The 16,105-nt window shown below is 53.4% G+C and carries 17 protein-coding genes; 2 read left to right on the top strand and 15 right to left on the bottom strand.

Features of this window, described 5'->3' with window-relative positions; genetic code table 11:
* Positions 1-185 precede the first annotated feature (185 nt).
* A complete protein-coding gene (locus tag HCR03_RS01320) occupies positions 186-1,859 on the top strand; it encodes a peptide ABC transporter substrate-binding protein (protein WP_187036334.1) in 1,674 nt (557 codons plus the stop codon).
* 174 nt (positions 1,860-2,033) lie between these two features.
* On the opposite strand, the gene HCR03_RS01315 is transcribed toward HCR03_RS01320, so the two are convergent.
* The 13 genes from HCR03_RS01315 to HCR03_RS01255 form a co-directional block, all read right to left on the bottom strand.
* A complete protein-coding gene (locus HCR03_RS01315; protein WP_139104041.1) occupies positions 2,034-2,858 on the bottom strand; it encodes an acetyl-CoA carboxylase carboxyltransferase subunit alpha in 825 nt (274 codons plus the stop codon).
* Positions 2,810-3,679, bottom strand: a complete 870-nt coding sequence (accD, locus tag HCR03_RS01310; protein ID WP_066644399.1) for an acetyl-CoA carboxylase, carboxyltransferase subunit beta — start codon at positions 3,677-3,679, stop codon at positions 2,810-2,812. The genes HCR03_RS01315 and accD overlap by 49 nt, the downstream gene beginning before the upstream one ends.
* Positions 3,676-5,016: an acetyl-CoA carboxylase biotin carboxylase subunit gene (gene accC / locus HCR03_RS01305; RefSeq protein WP_066644397.1), complete on the bottom strand. Its 1,341-nt coding sequence runs from the start codon at positions 5,014-5,016 to the stop codon at positions 3,676-3,678. The genes accD and accC overlap by 4 nt, the downstream gene beginning before the upstream one ends.
* 2 nt (positions 5,017-5,018) lie before the next feature.
* On the bottom strand, positions 5,019-5,444 hold the full coding sequence (locus HCR03_RS01300; protein WP_187036332.1) for a 3-hydroxyacyl-ACP dehydratase FabZ family protein: 426 nt from the start codon (positions 5,442-5,444) through the stop codon (positions 5,019-5,021).
* Positions 5,445-5,507: 63 nt separating this feature from the next.
* Positions 5,508-5,942, bottom strand: coding sequence for an acetyl-CoA carboxylase biotin carboxyl carrier protein (gene accB / locus HCR03_RS01295; RefSeq protein ID WP_207645026.1), 435 nt, complete (start codon positions 5,940-5,942; stop codon positions 5,508-5,510).
* Positions 5,939-7,180, bottom strand: a complete 1,242-nt coding sequence (fabF, locus tag HCR03_RS01290) for a beta-ketoacyl-ACP synthase II (RefSeq protein ID WP_187036330.1) — start codon at positions 7,178-7,180, stop codon at positions 5,939-5,941. Before fabF ends, accB begins: the two co-directional genes overlap by 4 nt.
* 42 nt (positions 7,181-7,222) lie before the next feature.
* Positions 7,223-8,317, bottom strand: a complete 1,095-nt coding sequence (locus HCR03_RS01285; RefSeq protein ID WP_066644389.1) for an NAD(P)H-dependent flavin oxidoreductase — start codon at positions 8,315-8,317, stop codon at positions 7,223-7,225.
* A gap of 23 nt (positions 8,318-8,340) precedes the next feature.
* Complete coding sequence (gene fabG / locus HCR03_RS01280; protein ID WP_066644387.1) at positions 8,341-9,081, bottom strand: 3-oxoacyl-[acyl-carrier-protein] reductase; 741 nt, start codon at positions 9,079-9,081, stop codon at positions 8,341-8,343.
* Entirely contained in the window at positions 9,074-9,997 is a 924-nt protein-coding gene (locus tag HCR03_RS01275) for an ACP S-malonyltransferase (RefSeq protein WP_187036328.1), read from the bottom strand. The genes fabG and HCR03_RS01275 overlap by 8 nt, the downstream gene beginning before the upstream one ends.
* Positions 9,985-10,932, bottom strand: a complete 948-nt coding sequence (gene fabK / locus HCR03_RS01270) for an enoyl-[acyl-carrier-protein] reductase FabK (RefSeq protein ID WP_066644382.1) — start codon at positions 10,930-10,932, stop codon at positions 9,985-9,987. Before fabK ends, HCR03_RS01275 begins: the two co-directional genes overlap by 13 nt.
* A 4-nt stretch (positions 10,933-10,936) precedes the next feature.
* Positions 10,937-11,158 carry an acyl carrier protein gene (locus HCR03_RS01265; RefSeq protein ID WP_066644379.1) on the bottom strand — a complete coding sequence of 74 codons (222 nt, stop codon included), beginning with the start codon at positions 11,156-11,158 and terminating at the stop codon, positions 10,937-10,939.
* A 27-nt stretch (positions 11,159-11,185) separates the two neighbouring features.
* Positions 11,186-12,151, bottom strand: coding sequence for a beta-ketoacyl-ACP synthase III (locus HCR03_RS01260; RefSeq protein WP_187036326.1), 966 nt, complete (start codon positions 12,149-12,151; stop codon positions 11,186-11,188).
* The gene (locus tag HCR03_RS01255) at positions 12,152-12,613 is read right to left on the bottom strand and encodes a MarR family winged helix-turn-helix transcriptional regulator (RefSeq protein ID WP_066644375.1); all 462 of its coding nucleotides are present in this window, start codon (positions 12,611-12,613) and stop codon (positions 12,152-12,154) included.
* 125 nt (positions 12,614-12,738) lie between these two features.
* Here HCR03_RS01255 and HCR03_RS01250 point away from each other — a divergent pair, with 125 nt between their 5' ends.
* Positions 12,739-13,725, top strand: coding sequence for an IS5 family transposase (locus tag HCR03_RS01250; RefSeq protein WP_187034658.1), 987 nt, complete (start codon positions 12,739-12,741; stop codon positions 13,723-13,725).
* Between the two features lie 266 nt (positions 13,726-13,991).
* On the opposite strand, the gene HCR03_RS01245 is transcribed toward HCR03_RS01250, so the two are convergent.
* Both HCR03_RS01245 and HCR03_RS01240 read right to left on the bottom strand, forming a co-directional pair.
* A complete protein-coding gene (locus tag HCR03_RS01245) occupies positions 13,992-15,260 on the bottom strand; it encodes an MFS transporter (RefSeq protein WP_187036324.1) in 1,269 nt (422 codons plus the stop codon).
* A 142-nt stretch (positions 15,261-15,402) separates the two neighbouring features.
* Positions 15,403-16,086, bottom strand: a complete 684-nt coding sequence (locus HCR03_RS01240) for a Crp/Fnr family transcriptional regulator (protein ID WP_066644371.1) — start codon at positions 16,084-16,086, stop codon at positions 15,403-15,405.
* Positions 16,087-16,105: the final 19 nt, after the last annotated feature.

Here is a 16,105-nt window from a genome sequence, read left to right as displayed (position 1 = left end):
ACGATCAGACAATCCGCCATGGGCAAAGGATTGATTCCGCAGTGCCAAAAGCAATTTTCTCTTTTTTAATTTTCTCTTACTTTGCCTTTCGGCATGATACTGTTTTATTCTTAGGGCGGACTGTTTTCTCACAACAGGACTTGGCATAAATGCGTATTTCAAATTGTAAAACGGAGGGAAAGTTTATGACAAGAAAGTTATTGTGTTCGGTGCTTGCCGCGGCGATGATTGCGACGGCTTTCACCGGATGCGGCGGCGGTGCGTCGGCTTCGTCCGGTGCGGCCTCGCAGACGGCGTCCGGCACGGCATCCACTTCCACATCAAAATCCAAATCATTGACGGTGCACGTAGGTACGGAACCGGATTCCATCGACCCGGATCTGAATACCGCGGTCGATGGCGGCATTTACATCCAGCACTGCTTTGAAGGTCTGACCAAGCTGGATAAAGACGGCAAGATCGTCAACGGACAGGCGAAGGATATCAAGGTGAGCGACGACGGACTGACCTATAACGTCACGCTGCGCGACGACATTAAATGGCAGGACGACAAAACCGTCACCGCGCAGGACTTTGTCTATGCATGGCAGCGCTGCGTCGACCCGAAAACCGCTTCCGAGTACAGCTACATGTTTGACCCGGTAAAGAACGGAACGGATATTTACACCGGCAAGAACAAGGACGTAACCAGTCTTGGAATCAAGGCGACTGACGACACTCATCTGGTCATCACACTGAACGCACCCTGCGCTTATTTCGAGCAGCTCCTCTCCCGCCCGATGTTCTACCCTTTGCGCAAAGACATCGTGGACGGCAACGACAAGTGGACTCAGGACCCGAAAACTTATATCGGCAACGGTGCCTATAAGATGACGGCCTGGAACCACAAGGAAAGCATTGTCGACGAAAAAAGCGACACCTATTACAATAAGGACGCCGTCACAATCGACAATATCAAGTTCATGCTGATGGACGACGACTCCGCGATTCAGGCGGCTTACCAGAGCGGCGCGCTGCAGTTTGCCGACACGTATCCGGTTTCCGAGCAGACCAAATGGGCTCAGACCAAGGATTACCACGCAATGGCCCAGCTTGGCACTTACTATGTAGCGTTTAACTGCCAGAAAGCACCGTTTAACAATCAGAAAGTCCGCGAAGCGCTGTCGCTCGCAATTGACCGTAATTATATTATCAACACCATCACGAAGCAGGGCCAGACTCCTGCCGACGCGTTTGTCTCCCTTGGAATCGGCGACGCCGACACCTCCAAAGACTTCCGCACAGTCGGCGGCGGGTTCTACTCCGTCAAGGACGACGACTACGATTCAAACGTAGCCAAGGCAAAGCAGCTCCTCTCCGAAGCCGGGTATCCGGACGGCAAGGGTTTCCCGTCCTTTGAATACTCCTTCAACACTAACTCCACCCATAAGGCAGTCGCCGAAGCTCTTCAGAACATGTGGAAGGAAGAACTCGGCATCAACTGCACCCTTGCGGCGCAGGAATGGGCCGTATTTATCGACAGCCGCCAAAAAGGCAACTACGACATCGCGCGTGACGGCTGGCTGGCCGACTATATCGACCCGATTTCGTATCTGGATACGTTCATCAGCGGTTCCGGCAATAATGACCCCCACTGGTCAAACAAGGACTATGATGCTTTGATTGCAAAGGCAAAGTCCACCGGAGACCAAACGGTCCGTATGCAGGCGATGCACGACGCTGAAAAGCTTTTGATGCAGGATTCAGCGGTTGCGCCGATCTACTTCTACACCGATGTGTACCTGCAAAACACAAATATTTCCGGTATTGTAACAACTTCTCTTGGCGATAAACTTTTCACTTATGCAACAGTAAGCTGATTTAGCTCTAACTTTTGGTACTGAACTGAAATCTCCCCAAAAGGCGTTTGCCTTTTGGGGAGATTTTTTCACGGCCATAAAGTAAGCAGGCTGCATTAACACCGAACCGGCATATTTTTCTAAGGCAGATCAGGTTAAAGCGGCGAGTCCCCCCCTTGCAGAGGGCCCGCCGTTTTATTGAAAGTCACTGCCGATTCTCCGGAATTTTTCATACCTTTGACTTACAAGCTCTTCTTCCGTAAGAGCACGGCTCCGCTTCAGCGTTCGGATCAGCTGTATCTTTAAAAAGGCGCAGGTCTTGGTAAACCCGATTCCTTCCGGAATGATCCTGTCGATGACATTCATGGACAAAAGGTCCTGTGCCGTAATTTTCAGGTATTCCGCCGCATCGCCAACTCTTTTGGGATTCTTCCACAGAATGCTGGCGCAGCCCTCCGGTGAAATCACGGAATAAACGGCGTTTTCCAGCATCCAGACTTCGTCGGCAACCGCCAGCGCCAGCGCTCCCCCGCTGCCGCCTTCCCCGATCAGAATGGAAACAACGGGCACCCTCAGCCCCATGAGCTCCATCAGATTTTCGGCAATCGCCTGACCCTGCCCGCGCTCTTCCGCTCCAATGCCGCAATACGCGCCGGACGTATCCACCAGACAGATGACGGGGCGTCTGAATTTCTCCGCAAGCTTCATTTGGCGCAGCGCCTTACGGTATCCCTCCGGATGAGCGGAGCCAAAATTCCGCGCGACCTTTTCCTTGGTGCCATGTCCTTTTTCAATCCCGATTACAGTGACCGGAATTCTGCCGAGGGTCCCGATCCCCGTAATTACGGCGCTGTCGTCCCCATATCTGCGATCGCCGTGAAGCTCGATGAAATTCTGAAACAGTCTTTCGATATAATTCTTTGCGGTCGGGCGGCCGTCGGCACGGGCGGCCAGCAATTTTTCATAGGCGTTCATTCGTCCGCACCTCCCGCGTGAAACTCCAGAAGTCTTGTGAGCAATCTTTTTTGCGTTTTTCTGTTGGAAATCTGGTCTACAAAACCCTTTTCCAGCAAAAACTCCGCCCGCTGAAAGCCCGGCGGCAATTTCTGGCGGATCGTCTGTTCGATGACCCGCGGTCCCGCAAAGCCGATCAGCGCGCCGGGCTCTGCCAAAATAATATCCGCCTCCATCGCAAAGCTGGCGGTCACGCCGCCCGTGGTGGGGTTGGTCAGAACCGCAACATAAAGAAGCCCGGCTTCACTGTGCCGCCGAACCGCGCCGCTTGTTTTTGCCATCTGCATTAAAGAAAGGATACCCTCCTGCATACGCGCGCCTCCTGAGACCGTAAAGCCAACAACGGGCAAACGATGTTCCGCGGCATATTCGAACAGCCGGGTGATTTTCTCCCCGACCGCGGTTCCCATGCTTCCCATCATGAAAGAAGGCTCCATTGCAAAAACGCAGCTGGTAAATCCGCCGATCCGGCAGGTTCCGCAAACCACTTCATCCTTTCCGGACTCCGAACGTCTTGCCTGTTCCAGCTTTTCGTCGTATCCAGGAAAGCTCAGAATATTCCGTGATACGATTTTCGTGTTCAATTCCCGGAACGTACCTTCATCCGCCGTTATTTCAATCCTGCGCCTGGCGCTGATCCGAAAATGCCAGCCGCAGTGCGGGCAAACATAGCTGCTCTCTGCAAGCGCGTCTCGAAACAGCATTTTGCGGCAGGTCGGGCAAGTCACACAAAGCTCTTCCGGAACAGAAGGGCCCGGAGTCCGGTCCCTTCTGATTTCTCCCTCCAGATCATTCTTCGGATGTTTGAAAATTCCTCTGCGTATCATAGGCTCCCCCGCTCGGCAAGATAGGAAGTGGTGTAGCGGCCGGACTGGAAAGCATCTTCCTGCAGCAGTTCCAGCAGGAATTCTCCGTTATGGTCAACGCCTTCTATGACCAATTCGCAAAGGGCTGCCTGCATTTTGCGAATGGCCTCTTCCCGTGTTTTTGCGTGAACAATCAGTTTCCCGATCATAGAATCATAAAAAGGAGGTACGGAGTAATCAGGATACAAAGCCGTGTCAAACCGAACCGAAGGTCCTCCCGGAATATGCAGCAGCGTAACTTTGCCGCAGCCCGGCCGGAAATTTTCTTTTGGATTTTCCGCGTTGATTCTGCATTCGATCGCATGCCCCCGCAAAGAAGCCTCTTCGGCGGTAAAATCCAGAGGCAAGCCGGCGGCAACGCGGATCTGCCATTTGACCAGATCAATTCCGGTTACCATCTCTGTCACAGGATGCTCCACCTGAAGGCGCGTGTTCATTTCCATAAAATAAAAACGGCCGTCCCGGTCCATCAGGAACTCAACCGTTCCCGCACCGGTGTAGCCGACCGCGCGCATTGCCCGCTCGCACAGCTGAGAAAGCTTTTCCCTCTGGCTTCCTGAGACGGCCGGCGAAGGACTTTCCTCCAGTATTTTCTGGTTTTTCCTCTGCATGGAGCAGTCCCGCTCGCCCAGGCAGATTATATTCCCGAATGTATCGCACAGCACCTGCATTTCAACATGTTTGACTCCGGTCATGTATTTTTCCAGGTACATTCCCCCGTCGCCGAATGCGCTCGCGGCTTCCTCGGACGCTTGGGAAAACGCGCGGTCAAACTCTTCTTCCTTTTGAATCAGTCTGATGCCGCGCCCTCCGCCGCCGGCGCGGGCTTTTATCAGCAGAGGGTACCCGATTTCAGCCGCGGTCCGTTTCGCCTCTTCCGGATTTTCCACAAGACCGGAACCCGGAATCACAGGAACGGACGCGGCTTTCATCGTTCGTTTTGCTTCGTCCTTATCCCCCATTCTGAATAGGACTTCGGGGGAAGGGCCGATAAATGTAATCCCGCATTGTTCGCAAAGACGGGCAAATTCCGCATTTTCCGACAAGAGCCCGTACCCGGGATGGATGGCCTGGGCGCCGCTTGCGGCCGCGGCCGACAAGACGGCACTCATGTTCAGATAGCTGTCCTTCGCTCTTGCCGGACCGATGCAGTAGCATTCATCCGCCAGACTGACGTGCAAAGCGTCCCGGTCCGCCTCCGAATAAACCGCAACCGTCGAGATTCCCATTTCCCGGCAGGCTCGTATCACCCGTACGGCAATTTCCCCGCGGTTGGCAATTAATATTTTTGAAAACAAGCCTATTCGCCCCCCGTCTGAACCAGAGCAAACGAAAATTCTCCGCTGACACAGAGCTTTCCGTTCACAGTTCCGGACCCCTTTGCAAAATAGAACGGGCCTTTGGTTTTCAATATTTCACAAACAATTTCAATTCGGTCGCCGGGTAGAATATTCCCACGGAAACGAACCTTATCAATTCCCACAAACATCGGAGTTTTGCCCTTTTGCCCGTCACCTATCAAAACACAGCAGGTCTGCGCCAGCATTTCGCATTGAATCACTCCGGGGACGATCGGCATCCCCGGAAAATGTCCCCGCAAAAACCACTCGTCGCCCCGCACCGTATAAACTCCGTGCGCTTTTCCATCCGCACCCCTTTCCGCTTCGTCAATCAGAAGCATCGGCGGCCTGTGGGGCATTATTTTCATCAGCTCTTCACGATTCATAGGCTCCTCCGTTCCGCCTTTGCGGCTCTATTTTATCAGCGGGAACGATCTGTTTCCGCCGGTTTACACGATTTTAAAAAGAGTCTGCCCATACTCGACGACCTGACCGTTTTCCACGCAGACTTCCTGAATTGTTCCTTCCTGCTCGGCGTTGACCTCGTTCATCAGCTTCATTGCTTCGATCACACAAAGAACATCGCCTTTTTTTACACGGCTGCCCGCTTTTACAAAGGGTTCAGAGTCCGGAGACGGCGCGGCGTAAAACACGCCGACCATCGGCGACTTGATTTCGCGGTAATTCTGCGCCGCGCCGGTCGCCGCCGATTCCGCCGCGGGCGGAATCTGTGCCGCGGAATTTGCTGGCGCGGCAGGAATTGCGGGCACGGCGGACTGCCGTTCCAATTTGACTTTGTCCTCTCCGCAACTGAGCTCCAGAACGCTCAGATCATTTTCTCGCAGTATCTGAGCCAGTGCGCGAACCTGTTCCAAATCCATCATGACGGATTCAACTCCATTCCTTTTCGAAATGCAAGGCAGGCGTTATGACCGCCGAATCCAAGAGACACGGAAAGTGCGGAAGTCGGCCGCGCCTTTACCGCCTGATTGGGCACGCAGTTCAAATCGCAGTCCGGGTCGGGCTCACGATACCCAATGGTCGGCGGAATCGTTCCGGTGGAAAGGGCCAGTACGGACGCTACAGCCTCGACCGCACCGGCCGCTCCCAGCATATGTCCTGTCATCGATTTTGTGGAACTGACATAAGCCTTTTCCGCAAGCTCCGGAAGCGCCTTTTTAATGGCAAGCGTTTCGATCTTGTCATTGAGGGGCGTCCCGGTTCCGTGTGCGTTAATATAGAGAACATCTTTTTCACCGATCCCGGATTCTTCCGCGGCAAGATGGATCGCTTCCGTGCCGCCCCGCGCCTCCGGATGCGGCGCGGTCGGATGGTATGCGTCGCAGGTGTTGCCATAGCCGGTAATTTCCGCATATATTTTCGCACCGCGCGACACCGCGTGTTCATACTCTTCCAGAACCAGGATTCCCGCCCCTTCGCCGATGACAAAACCGTCCCTTCTTTTGTCGAATGGGATAGAGCTGTTGAGCGGATCATTTTTCGTGGAAAGGGCCATGCAGTTGATGAATCCGGCAACCGCAAGCGGGACGACCGAAGCTTCGGCTCCGCCGGCGAGAATCGCATCCGCGTAACCGTATTGAATCGCACGGAAAGCCTCTCCAACCGTATGGGATGAAGTCGCGCACGCCGTAACAACAGGGAGGCACGGTCCCTGCGCGTTGTAGCGGATGGCAATATTTCCCGCCGCCATATTGCCGATCATCTTTGGAATGAAATACGGGGAAATGCGTGAAGGCCCCCTGTTTAAAAGCTTTTCCGTCTCTTCCACAATCGTGTGGATGCCGCCGATTCCGGAGCCTACATAAACGCCGAGGCGGCGAGGATCAACCCCGGTCAAACCGCTGTCTTGCATAGCCTGATCCGCCGCGGAAAGAGCAAACTGCGAAAACAGGTCCGTCTTTCGGATATCGCTTTTTTCCATACAGCACAGGGGGTCAAAGTTCTTTACCTCCGCGGCAATTTTCACTTTATAATCGGACGCGTCAAATTTCGTGATAAACCCGACGCCGCAAGTTCCGGCCGTCAGGCTGTTCCAGAAATCCTCCACACGGTTTCCGACCGGGGAAACCACGCCGAGTCCCGTTACGGCTACTCTTCTCATCTTCAGACTCCTTTTTTCGGCAAACAGTGTATTTTTCTCGATTCAGGTGACCTGATTGTGAACAACCGTTTCCCGGTATTGACAGGCCAGCTCTTCCATCAGCTTGTGCACCGTTGTAATTTCGCGGACTCTGCCCCCATTTGCCCCGATAAACACAAATCCGTTTTCAAGGTTTCCCCTGCACGCGTTGACCAAAGCGGCGGTAATGCAATAAGCCCCCTTTTCCTGACGGCAGGAGGTAATGCAGTGGTAAGGACAGTTTTTCGGTTTTTTTCCGCCTTCCGCGGCACTTTTCAAAAAGTCATTGCGAATTGCCCTTCCGGGCATTCCAACCGGACTTTTAATAATTTCAATGTCCTCGTCCCGGCAATCGACAAAAGCCTGCTTGAAACGGATGTCCGCGTCGCATTCCTCGGTCACGACAAACCTGGTCGCCATCTGCACCGCGGACGCGCCAAGCTGCAGAAAGCGGTAAATATCCTCGCCGGTAAAAATCCCGCCGGCGGCAATGACCGGAATGTTTCGGCCCGCCGTCTGTTCATAAGGCCGCACGGCCGCGACAACCTTGGGAATGATCTTTTCCAGGCGATAGTCCGAATCATCGATCTGCTCCGGATGAAAGCCTAAATGACCGCCCGCTTTCGGGCCTTCCACCACAAAAGCGTCCGGAATATACCGGTAGCGTTTTAGCCACCATCTGGCAATCTGGTCCGCCGCCCGGGCGGAAGAAACGATCGGCACCAGCTTGGTTTTGCATCCCTCCGGGCGAAAAGCCGGAAGGCGCAAAGGCAAGCCGGCCCCTGCAAAAATCACATCGATTTTTTCTTCCATTGCCGTGCGCGCCATCTCTTCGAAATTGGTCAGCGCAACCATGATATTGACGCCCAGAACGCCCTTTGTCAGGGAACGCGCCTTCGCAATTTCCGCCCGGAGCCCCGCTCGGTCCTCGCAGAGTTTCCCGCTGCCTCCGCCCAGAACACCGACACCGGCCGCCGAAAGCACTCCGATGCCGCCCTCGTTCGCAACCGCGGAAGCGAGTCCGCTCATGGAAATTCCGATCCCCATGCCGCCCTGGACCACAGGCGCTTGTATTTTCAGTTCACCGATATGAAAGTCGGCTCCCGTCCATTTCGCCATGAATGCTCCTTTCCCGGCCTGCCTTACATACAAAGGCCGCCGTCCACCCGAATCACTTCACCGGTAATATAACCGGAAAGGTCGGAAGCAAGAAAAAGCGCAAGATTGGCAACATCTCCCGCCTGACCCATTCGTTTCATCGGGATGGATTCCAGAATCTTCTCTCTTGCCTCCTGATTCATCTCCCGCGTCATCGCGGTATCAATCAGGCCGGGCGCTATTGCGTTGCAGGTCACGTTCCGCCCCGCAAGTTCTCTTGCGACCGATTTGGTCAGACCGATCAGGCCGGCCTTGGCGGAGGAGTAATTTGCCTGTCCCACGGCTCCGGTTAATCCGGAAACCGACGCGATATTGATGATTTTCCCTCCGCGCTTTCTGGCGAAAATCATATACGTCTGCCGAATCATGTGAAAAGCGCCTTTTAAATTCACATTCAGCACCCGTTCAAATTCTTCTTCCTTCATTTGAGGAAGCAGCCGGTCGATCGTGATTCCGGCGTTATTGACCAGAATGTCAAATCCGTTAAAATCAGTTTTGATCTGCTTGACCGTCTCTTTCACATCTTCGGAATTGGAAACGTCACAGCGATAGGAAGACGCTTTTCTGCCAAGCGCCCGAATCTGTGCGCAGAGCTCTTCCGCGGCGTTACGGTTTCCGGAATAGATCGCGGCAATGTCCGCGCCCTCGCCCGCGAATTTCAGAGCGATTTCTTTCCCGATTCCACGGGAAGCACCGGTAATCACCGCCGTTTTGTCCTTAAGCATGTTTCCCCTCCGATATCATCCGCACCGCCTCTTCAAGGCTATCAGGATTTTCCACGCCGAACGCAGCAACCTTCGTCGAAATTCTGTGAATCAGCCCGCAAAGCGTGGTGCCCGGTCCGGCCTCAATAAAAAGATCAAAGCCGTCTGAGATCATGTTTTCTATGGTTTTCTGCCAAAGCACCGGACTTTTTGCCTGACGGGCAATCAATTCCGCCGCACCGGCTCCGTAAGGCTGCGCCGTAACATTGGAATAGAGCGGCATCGCGGGCGTTCGCAGAGTATATTGTGCGAGCTCCTTTGCAAGCCCTTCCGACGCATCGGACATCAGCGGGGAATGGAACGCCCCCGAAACGGCAAGGCGAACCGCCTTGCCGCCCGCTTCGGCAGAAAATCCCGGAAGTGCCGAAATTGCATCCGTTCCCCCTGCGGCTACCAACTGGCCGGGACAGTTGTAGTTCACCGGCCAGACGCCGGCTTTCTTGCAGACATCTTCCGCCTTCTCATTTTCCAACCCCAAAACAGCAGCCATGGAACCGGGCCTGTTCCGGGAGCATTGCTCCATAAGCTCCGCCCTTCGGCAGACGAGGCGGAACGCGTCCTCTTCGGACAGAATGCCGGTAAAGGCAAGGCCGGCAATTTCTCCCAAAGAGAAGCCTGCCGCTCCGTTTGCTTTAACACCGGCTTCGCGCAGAGCAGCGGCACAGGCAAGGTCAACTGCAAAAACGCATGGCTGTGTGTTTACGGTTTCGGAAAGCTCCCTCTTGGTGCCGTCAAAACACTGGCGCAGGGTACCGGGCCGAATGCGCTCCGCCATTTTAAACACCGACCTGGCCGCCGGAGAAGCATCGTAAAGCTCTTTTCCCATTCCGGTGTGCTGTGCTCCCTGACCGGCAAAGACAACTGCTATCCAACCCATTTTGTCCCTCCGCTCAGGATTTGCTCCGCCTGAGTAAACATTTCCGTAATGATCTCATCCGACGGCTGTTCCTTTGTCACCAGAGCCGCGACCTGACCCGCCATAAAGCAGCCCTTTTTCTCGTCCCCCTCGCGGGCGGCAAGACGCAAAGCGCCGACACCCAATGCTTCCAGTTCTTCGTTGTCAACCGACGGATCGTATTCCTTCGCGAGAAAATCGCGGGAAAATGCGTTTTTCAAACACCGGACCGGATGGCCGAGCCGTTTTCCGGTGGTAACGGTGCTGATATCCTTTGCTTTCAGAATTCTGTTTTTATAATTTTGATGAACGGTGCATTCACGGGCGGTCAGGAAACGGGTTCCAACCTGCACACCGACCGCGCCGAGCATAAACGAAGCCGCGATTCCCCGGCCGTCGGCGATTCCGCCCGCGGCAATCACCGGGATCCCGACCGAATCGCAAATTTGAGGCACCAGAACCATCGTGGTCAGGTCCCCGACGTGTCCCCCGGACTCCCCGCCTTCCGCGATAACCGCCGCGGCTCCGGCACGTTCCACATGCCGCGCGACAGCAACGGAGGCGACAACCGGCAAAACGCGGATCCCGGCTTTTCCCCACTGCTCCATATAACGGGTCGGGTCCCCCGCGCCCGTTGTCACAACGGGAATTCGCTCTTCCGCCACAACACGGGCGACTTTTTCCACAAACGGGCTTCTCAGCATAATGTTGACCCCGAACGGACGGTCTGTCATTCCCCTTGCTTTTCGGATTTCTGTTCTTAACCATTCATCATCCGCGTTCATGGCGGAAATGATTCCAAGCCCGCCGGCATTCGAAACCGCCGAAGCCAGTGATGCGTCGGCAATCCACGCCATGCCTCCCTGAAGAATGGGATATCGGATTCCTAAAAGGTCGCAAAGCGGTGTGTGTATCATGGCGTTACTCCATATTGTCTTCAATCAATTTCACAATATCGCCGACTGTTTTGATCTTTTCGTCCATTTCAAGAGAGACATTAAACTCGTCCTCAAACTGCATAATCAGATCGACCGTATCCAGCGAGTCGAGCCCAAGTTCTTCCAGCGTGCTTTCCGGATGAATTTCCGAAACCTCGATTTCCTTGTGTTCGGCCAGAATCTTTGCAACTTTCTCAAATACCATGATAAATTTCCTCCAATCAATTTACGGTCAGTCTTTGTTCCAGCGGATGACGCAGGAGCCCCAGGTCAGTCCGGCTCCGAACGCACAAAAAAGCAGAGTGTCTCCCCTTTTGAGGCGCCGGTTTCGGTTCAGTTCGTCCAGTAAAACAGGGATACTTGCCGAGGAGGTGTTCCCACATTCCGCGTAATTAACCGGAAATTTCTCCTCCGGCTGATGCAGCCGTGTCCTCGCGGACTCAATAATCCGGCCGTTCGCCTGGTGCAGCAGGAAATAGTCCACATCGTCCACAGCGATTCCAGCCTTCCGGGCAACCGTTTCAATTTCATTCTGAACGGTTGTAACGGCAAATTTAAATATTTCACGCCCGTTCATATGGATAAAACTCCCCCTGGCGTCCGCTTCATCCCAGAACGGCCCCGAGGCACACACGCCCGGAATATTCAGATTTTCCCGCTGCCCCCGGGCTCCGGTCTGAACCGCCAGAAGCGAATCGCCTTTTGAAAGGACCACCGCCCCGGCCCCGTCGCCGAACAGAACGCATGTGCTTCTGTCTTTCCAGTCCAGAAAACGGGAGAGCTGTTCCGCGCAGACAATCAGAATGTGCTCCGCCATCCCGGCCCGAAAATAAGCCGCGGCGGTATCCAGAGCATAAAGGAACCCCGTGCAGCCCGCATTCATGTCAAACGCCGGACATTCGGCCCCAAGATCCTCCTGAAGCAAGCAGGCAAGGGACGGCGATACGTCCTCTCCCTGAACCGTGGCGCAGAGAATCAGGTCGAGCTTGGCGGCATCCGTGCCCGAATCTTCCAAAGCCCTGCGCGCCGCCCCCGCAGCAATTTGGCGAAGACTCTCTTCTTTTAAAAAACGGCGCCTTCTGATTCCCGTCCGGGTAGATATCCATTCATCGCTCGTTTCCACAATGCCGACGAAGTCGTTGTTATGAACGGACAAAACTGGAAGGCAGCTTCCGGTTCCTGTGATTGTAAAACTCATTCATTTCTCCATTTCCGCGCTTTTCATTTTAAAGAATTTATCGAGCTTGGCAATCCCACGCGCAAGGATCTGCTTTTCTTCTTCAGAAAATTCCGAACTGACCTTTCGAACCATCTGCCTGTGAAAATAGCGGTGTGCGTTGTCGACTTTCCGTCCCGGTTTTGTCAGAACAACAAAAACCATTCTGGCGTCGTCCCCGCTTTTTACCTTTTTCACATATCCCTTTTTTAAAAGTTTATTGATCGCGATGGTAACGGACGGCAACGTGATGTCAAGCTCCTGCGCAAGCTCGCTGATGGTTCTTCCCTGATCCGGATTTTTCCCGGCAGCTTCCAAAAGATGCAGTTCGCTGATGGACAGATCAATCCGTGTGCTTTTGAGCGTGTCTTCCTCAACTTTGAGGATGGAACGGAACGTATCCACCAGAAGTTCGTTGAGTTCTCTTTCAAACGAATCCAGCATAAACGTTCTCCCCTCAATCTAATTAGTTTGTTTATCTAAGGAACCTCTGATTTAATCCGCCCCTCTACCGAAGAGAGGAGAACTCTGGTAAAATAGAACTATCAATTCACAGGCGGTGCAGAGAAATGAAAAAGCAACAAACTTTTACGGATATCGAATATAGCTGCAGAAAGAAGAAAACACGGCGGGAAGAGTTTCTGGAAACCATGGACGAGATTATCCCGTGGGAAGAGTGGGTCGGTATCATTGCGCCGTATTATCCCCACGGCAAACGGGGACGTCCACCCATGGGCATAGAACGGATGCTGCGGATGTATCTGCTGCAGATCTGGTTCAACCTTTCCGACCCGGCTACCGAGGACGCAATCTATGACAGCTATGCCATGCGTAAGTTTACCGGCATCGATTTCATGACGGAGAATGTCCCGGATGAGACGACGCTTTGCAAGTTTCGGCACCTGCTGGAAAAAGACGGGCTAAACAAGCTGTTTTTTGACGCCATTAACCGCGTCATGGTAGCTACCGGCCACATGATGAAAGGCGGCACAATTGTAGACGCTACCATCATCAACGCACCCAGCTCTACAAAAAATGCGGAGAAAGCACGCGACCCGGAGATGCATCAAACAAAAAAGGGGAATGAATGGCGTTTCGGCATGAAGTGTCACGCCGGCGTTGACGCCGGCAGCGGGCTGGTTCACACGATAGAGGTAACTGCCGCCAACGAACATGATGTGACCGCAGCGGCGAAACTCATCCGTAAGGATGACGAGGTGGTCTATGGTGATTCCGGTTATCTTGGTATTCAAAAGCGCCCGGAGGTTCGGAATGACGCGCATTTATCCAAGATCGACTACCGTATCAACCGCCGTCCGCACAGCTTGCCTAGGGTTTCCGACAATTCCATTGATTGGGAGCGTCTCATCGAACATCGCAAATCCTCTGTGCGATGCAAAGTGGAGCACGTTTTTCGCATCATCAAATGCCAATTTGGCTACACGAAAACCCGGTACAGAGGCTTAATGAAAAACGAGAACCGGCTGTATGCCATGTTCGCGTGCGCAAATCTCTATATGCTGGCAATGGCAGGTCGAAGTTTCAGTGAGACCTGACAAGGGAGAAGTGCGCCCATTTCCGCAAAAGTGGAAATAAATTCAGGAGTATAGCGTCGAAATTCGACGTAATCATTCAGTTGGAACGCCTCTTGAATCCCTTTTCGCTGAATTCCTCTTCCTGCGCCATTTGTTCAGAGGTTCCCTAACTTTATATCACAGCTGGATTGATTTGTCAAGCCGTATTTCCTTTCATGATGCAAACCGACAAAAGCAAACGGTATCTTTTCGTCCGTCAGGAAAGCGTTTCAACGTGATTCATCGGATCAGCGGATCCGTTCTGCGGCGGAATTTTCGACGGCGGACATTCTTCGGTTCGCTTCTCCTTTCTGTCCAGTGCAAACATACCTGCCGCGCCCAAAAAGACAAATGCCGCCTGAAACATCCAGGTAAAGCGATAGCCCGCCGGCGCCAGGATGCACCCCCGCCAGCAGCGGCCCCATCGCATTTCCGGTCCCCTGAACGAACATCGCAAACGAATTGATTCTTCCGAGATACTGTGGCGGAGTATGATTCGCCAGGTACGGCCTTAGATGAATGCTTTCCAAAATTTCTCCAAACGTAAAAATTGCTCCGGCCACCAGAAAGAGCGGCATAGAACGCACCAGCGCAAACATGAGAAAGGACACGCTGAAAACCACACCGCTGAGCGCAATCACACGAAGCGGGCGGCGACGCTTTGTCAATCCGGTCAAAACGGACGTAAATAATACGACCGTGAGGGAATTGAGCGCCGTCATCATGCTGTAATTGACCGCCCCATTCTTCCCGTAAAAGTCGCCGAACTGCAGCGGCAGAAGAAAGCTCCACTGGGAATAGGTAAACGTATAGGCAAAAGTGAGAAGTATGACAAAAAGCAGTCCCGGAAACAGCCGCAGAAGTTGAAAAGCAGAAATATTCCCCCGGCGCTGTTCCTGTCCGGAACTTTTGGAGCGTTCTTTCCAGTCGGGTTCCCGAATCGCGAAAATGATAATCAGCGTTGAAACAAGCGTGGTCGCTCCGTCGAGAAAAAACATCAAACGCAAATAGTTTTGAAAAAGCAGCCCCGCGAACAGCGGGCTGACCGCCAAGCCGATATTAATGCCAAGATAGATCAGCGAATAAGACGCCTGCCGGTTTTCCGGGGTAGAAAGATCGGCCGTCATCGCTTCATAGGCAGGCGCCGCCGCCGTATACAGATCCGCCGCCAGCATAATGCATGGAACGATTAGAAATTTGTAAGGGAACAAGGCGCAGACGAGATAGAAAAACGACCCCGCAATCTGGCAGGATACCAGAATTGTTTTTCGTCCGACCCAATCCGTGAGCTTTCCTCCCAGAATCACGGCGGGAGCCTGCGTTAAAATCAGCAAAGCGGAAAAGCTGCCCGTTTCGGCAGCCGAAAAGCCCAGTTTTTGCGTCAGAATCAGCGTGAGCAGGGGTTGGATAAATCCCCCCAGACAAGTGACGATCCTCGCCGCGAACAAGATGTAAATCTCACGCGAAAGATTCGCATAGGGAGAAAAAATCCCCTTTCTGATCAAAGCAAAGCGCATTCGGCTGTTTCCCTTCCGCCCGAGGCCTTAATAGATAATGATTTATTATACACCGGATTGGAACTTTCCACCATATAAATTTGCGCAAAACAGCGGCCAAACTGTCTCTTAACAGAACAGTCCGGCCGCTCTCCGCGCATATTCAGTTGTTATCCTGAATTTCGGTCCTGCAAATCAGGAACCGGTTCCTGTGAAACTTCAAGACGCCTTCCCGCTGAAGCTTGCCAAGCTCGGCGGAAAGCGCGCTGCGGTCAACACAAAGATAATCGGCAAGCTCCTGACGGCTGAATGGAATCGAAAACTCTTCTCCGCGGGCTCCCCCTGCCTGATCTGCCAGAAAAGCCAGCAGTTTTTCCCGGGTCGTCCGTTTGGACAGGTACTCGATCTTACGGCTCAGCAAAATATTTTTAAAGGCGAGGATCCGGAGCATATTCTGAATCAGTCTGGAATGAAAGCGGCAGGCGGAAGAGCAGACGGAAACCGCGCGGCGGTAATCGATCCACAGGACCGTGCTGTCCTCCGCGCTGACCACCGTAACCGGAAGGCGGTCAATCTCCGCGCAGGAAAAAGCTTCCGCAAACAGCTGCCCCGCGGTCGCTTCCGCAATGATCATCCGGTTTCCGCGGTAATCCTCTTTTAGAATCAATACGCTTCCGGACAGAACGATTCCCACAAAAGAAGCGGGCTGCCCCTCCAGCAGAATCATTTCCTGTTTTGCATACGATTTGCGCTTCGCGTGCAGGCAGGAAAGCATCTGCCTGAGCTCTTCCGGTTGAATTCCCTCAAACAAAGGAATCTTTTTGAAAGCATCATAGTCAAGATTCATCTTTCACTTCGCTTTTTCC

The sequence above is a fragment of the Caproicibacter fermentans genome, assembly GCF_014303955.1.
GTDB lineage: Bacteria > Bacillota > Clostridia > Oscillospirales > Acutalibacteraceae > Caproicibacter > Caproicibacter fermentans.
This window is presented reverse-complemented; position numbering and strand designations above follow the sequence as displayed.

What these genes read in the sequence shown, in the direction of transcription:
- HCR03_RS01320 (WP_187036334.1), top strand. Translation starts at nt 186, where the DNA reads ATGACAAGAAAGTTATTGTGTTCGGTGCTTGCCGCGGCGATGATTGCG.
- accD (WP_066644399.1), bottom strand. Translation starts at nt 3,679, where the DNA reads ATGATACGCAGAGGAATTTTCAAACATCCGAAGAATGATCTGGAGGGA.
- HCR03_RS01300 (WP_187036332.1), bottom strand. Translation starts at nt 5,444, where the DNA reads ATGAATCGTGAAGAGCTGATGAAAATAATGCCCCACAGGCCGCCGATG.
- accB (WP_207645026.1), bottom strand. Translation starts at nt 5,942, where the DNA reads ATGATGGATTTGGAACAGGTTCGCGCACTGGCTCAGATACTGCGAGAA.
- fabF (WP_187036330.1), bottom strand. Translation starts at nt 7,180, where the DNA reads ATGAGAAGAGTAGCCGTAACGGGACTCGGCGTGGTTTCCCCGGTCGGA.
- HCR03_RS01285 (WP_066644389.1), bottom strand. Translation starts at nt 8,317, where the DNA reads ATGGCGAAATGGACGGGAGCCGACTTTCATATCGGTGAACTGAAAATA.
- fabG (WP_066644387.1), bottom strand. Translation starts at nt 9,081, where the DNA reads ATGCTTAAGGACAAAACGGCGGTGATTACCGGTGCTTCCCGTGGAATC.
- HCR03_RS01275 (WP_187036328.1), bottom strand. Translation starts at nt 9,997, where the DNA reads ATGGGTTGGATAGCAGTTGTCTTTGCCGGTCAGGGAGCACAGCACACC.
- fabK (WP_066644382.1), bottom strand. Translation starts at nt 10,932, where the DNA reads ATGATACACACACCGCTTTGCGACCTTTTAGGAATCCGATATCCCATT.
- HCR03_RS01265 (WP_066644379.1), bottom strand. Translation starts at nt 11,158, where the DNA reads ATGGTATTTGAGAAAGTTGCAAAGATTCTGGCCGAACACAAGGAAATC.
- HCR03_RS01260 (WP_187036326.1), bottom strand. Translation starts at nt 12,151, where the DNA reads ATGAGTTTTACAATCACAGGAACCGGAAGCTGCCTTCCAGTTTTGTCC.
- HCR03_RS01255 (WP_066644375.1), bottom strand. Translation starts at nt 12,613, where the DNA reads ATGCTGGATTCGTTTGAAAGAGAACTCAACGAACTTCTGGTGGATACG.
- HCR03_RS01250 (WP_187034658.1), top strand. Translation starts at nt 12,739, where the DNA reads ATGAAAAAGCAACAAACTTTTACGGATATCGAATATAGCTGCAGAAAG.
- HCR03_RS01245 (WP_187036324.1), bottom strand. Translation starts at nt 15,260, where the DNA reads ATGCGCTTTGCTTTGATCAGAAAGGGGATTTTTTCTCCCTATGCGAAT.
- HCR03_RS01240 (WP_066644371.1), bottom strand. Translation starts at nt 16,086, where the DNA reads ATGAATCTTGACTATGATGCTTTCAAAAAGATTCCTTTGTTTGAGGGA.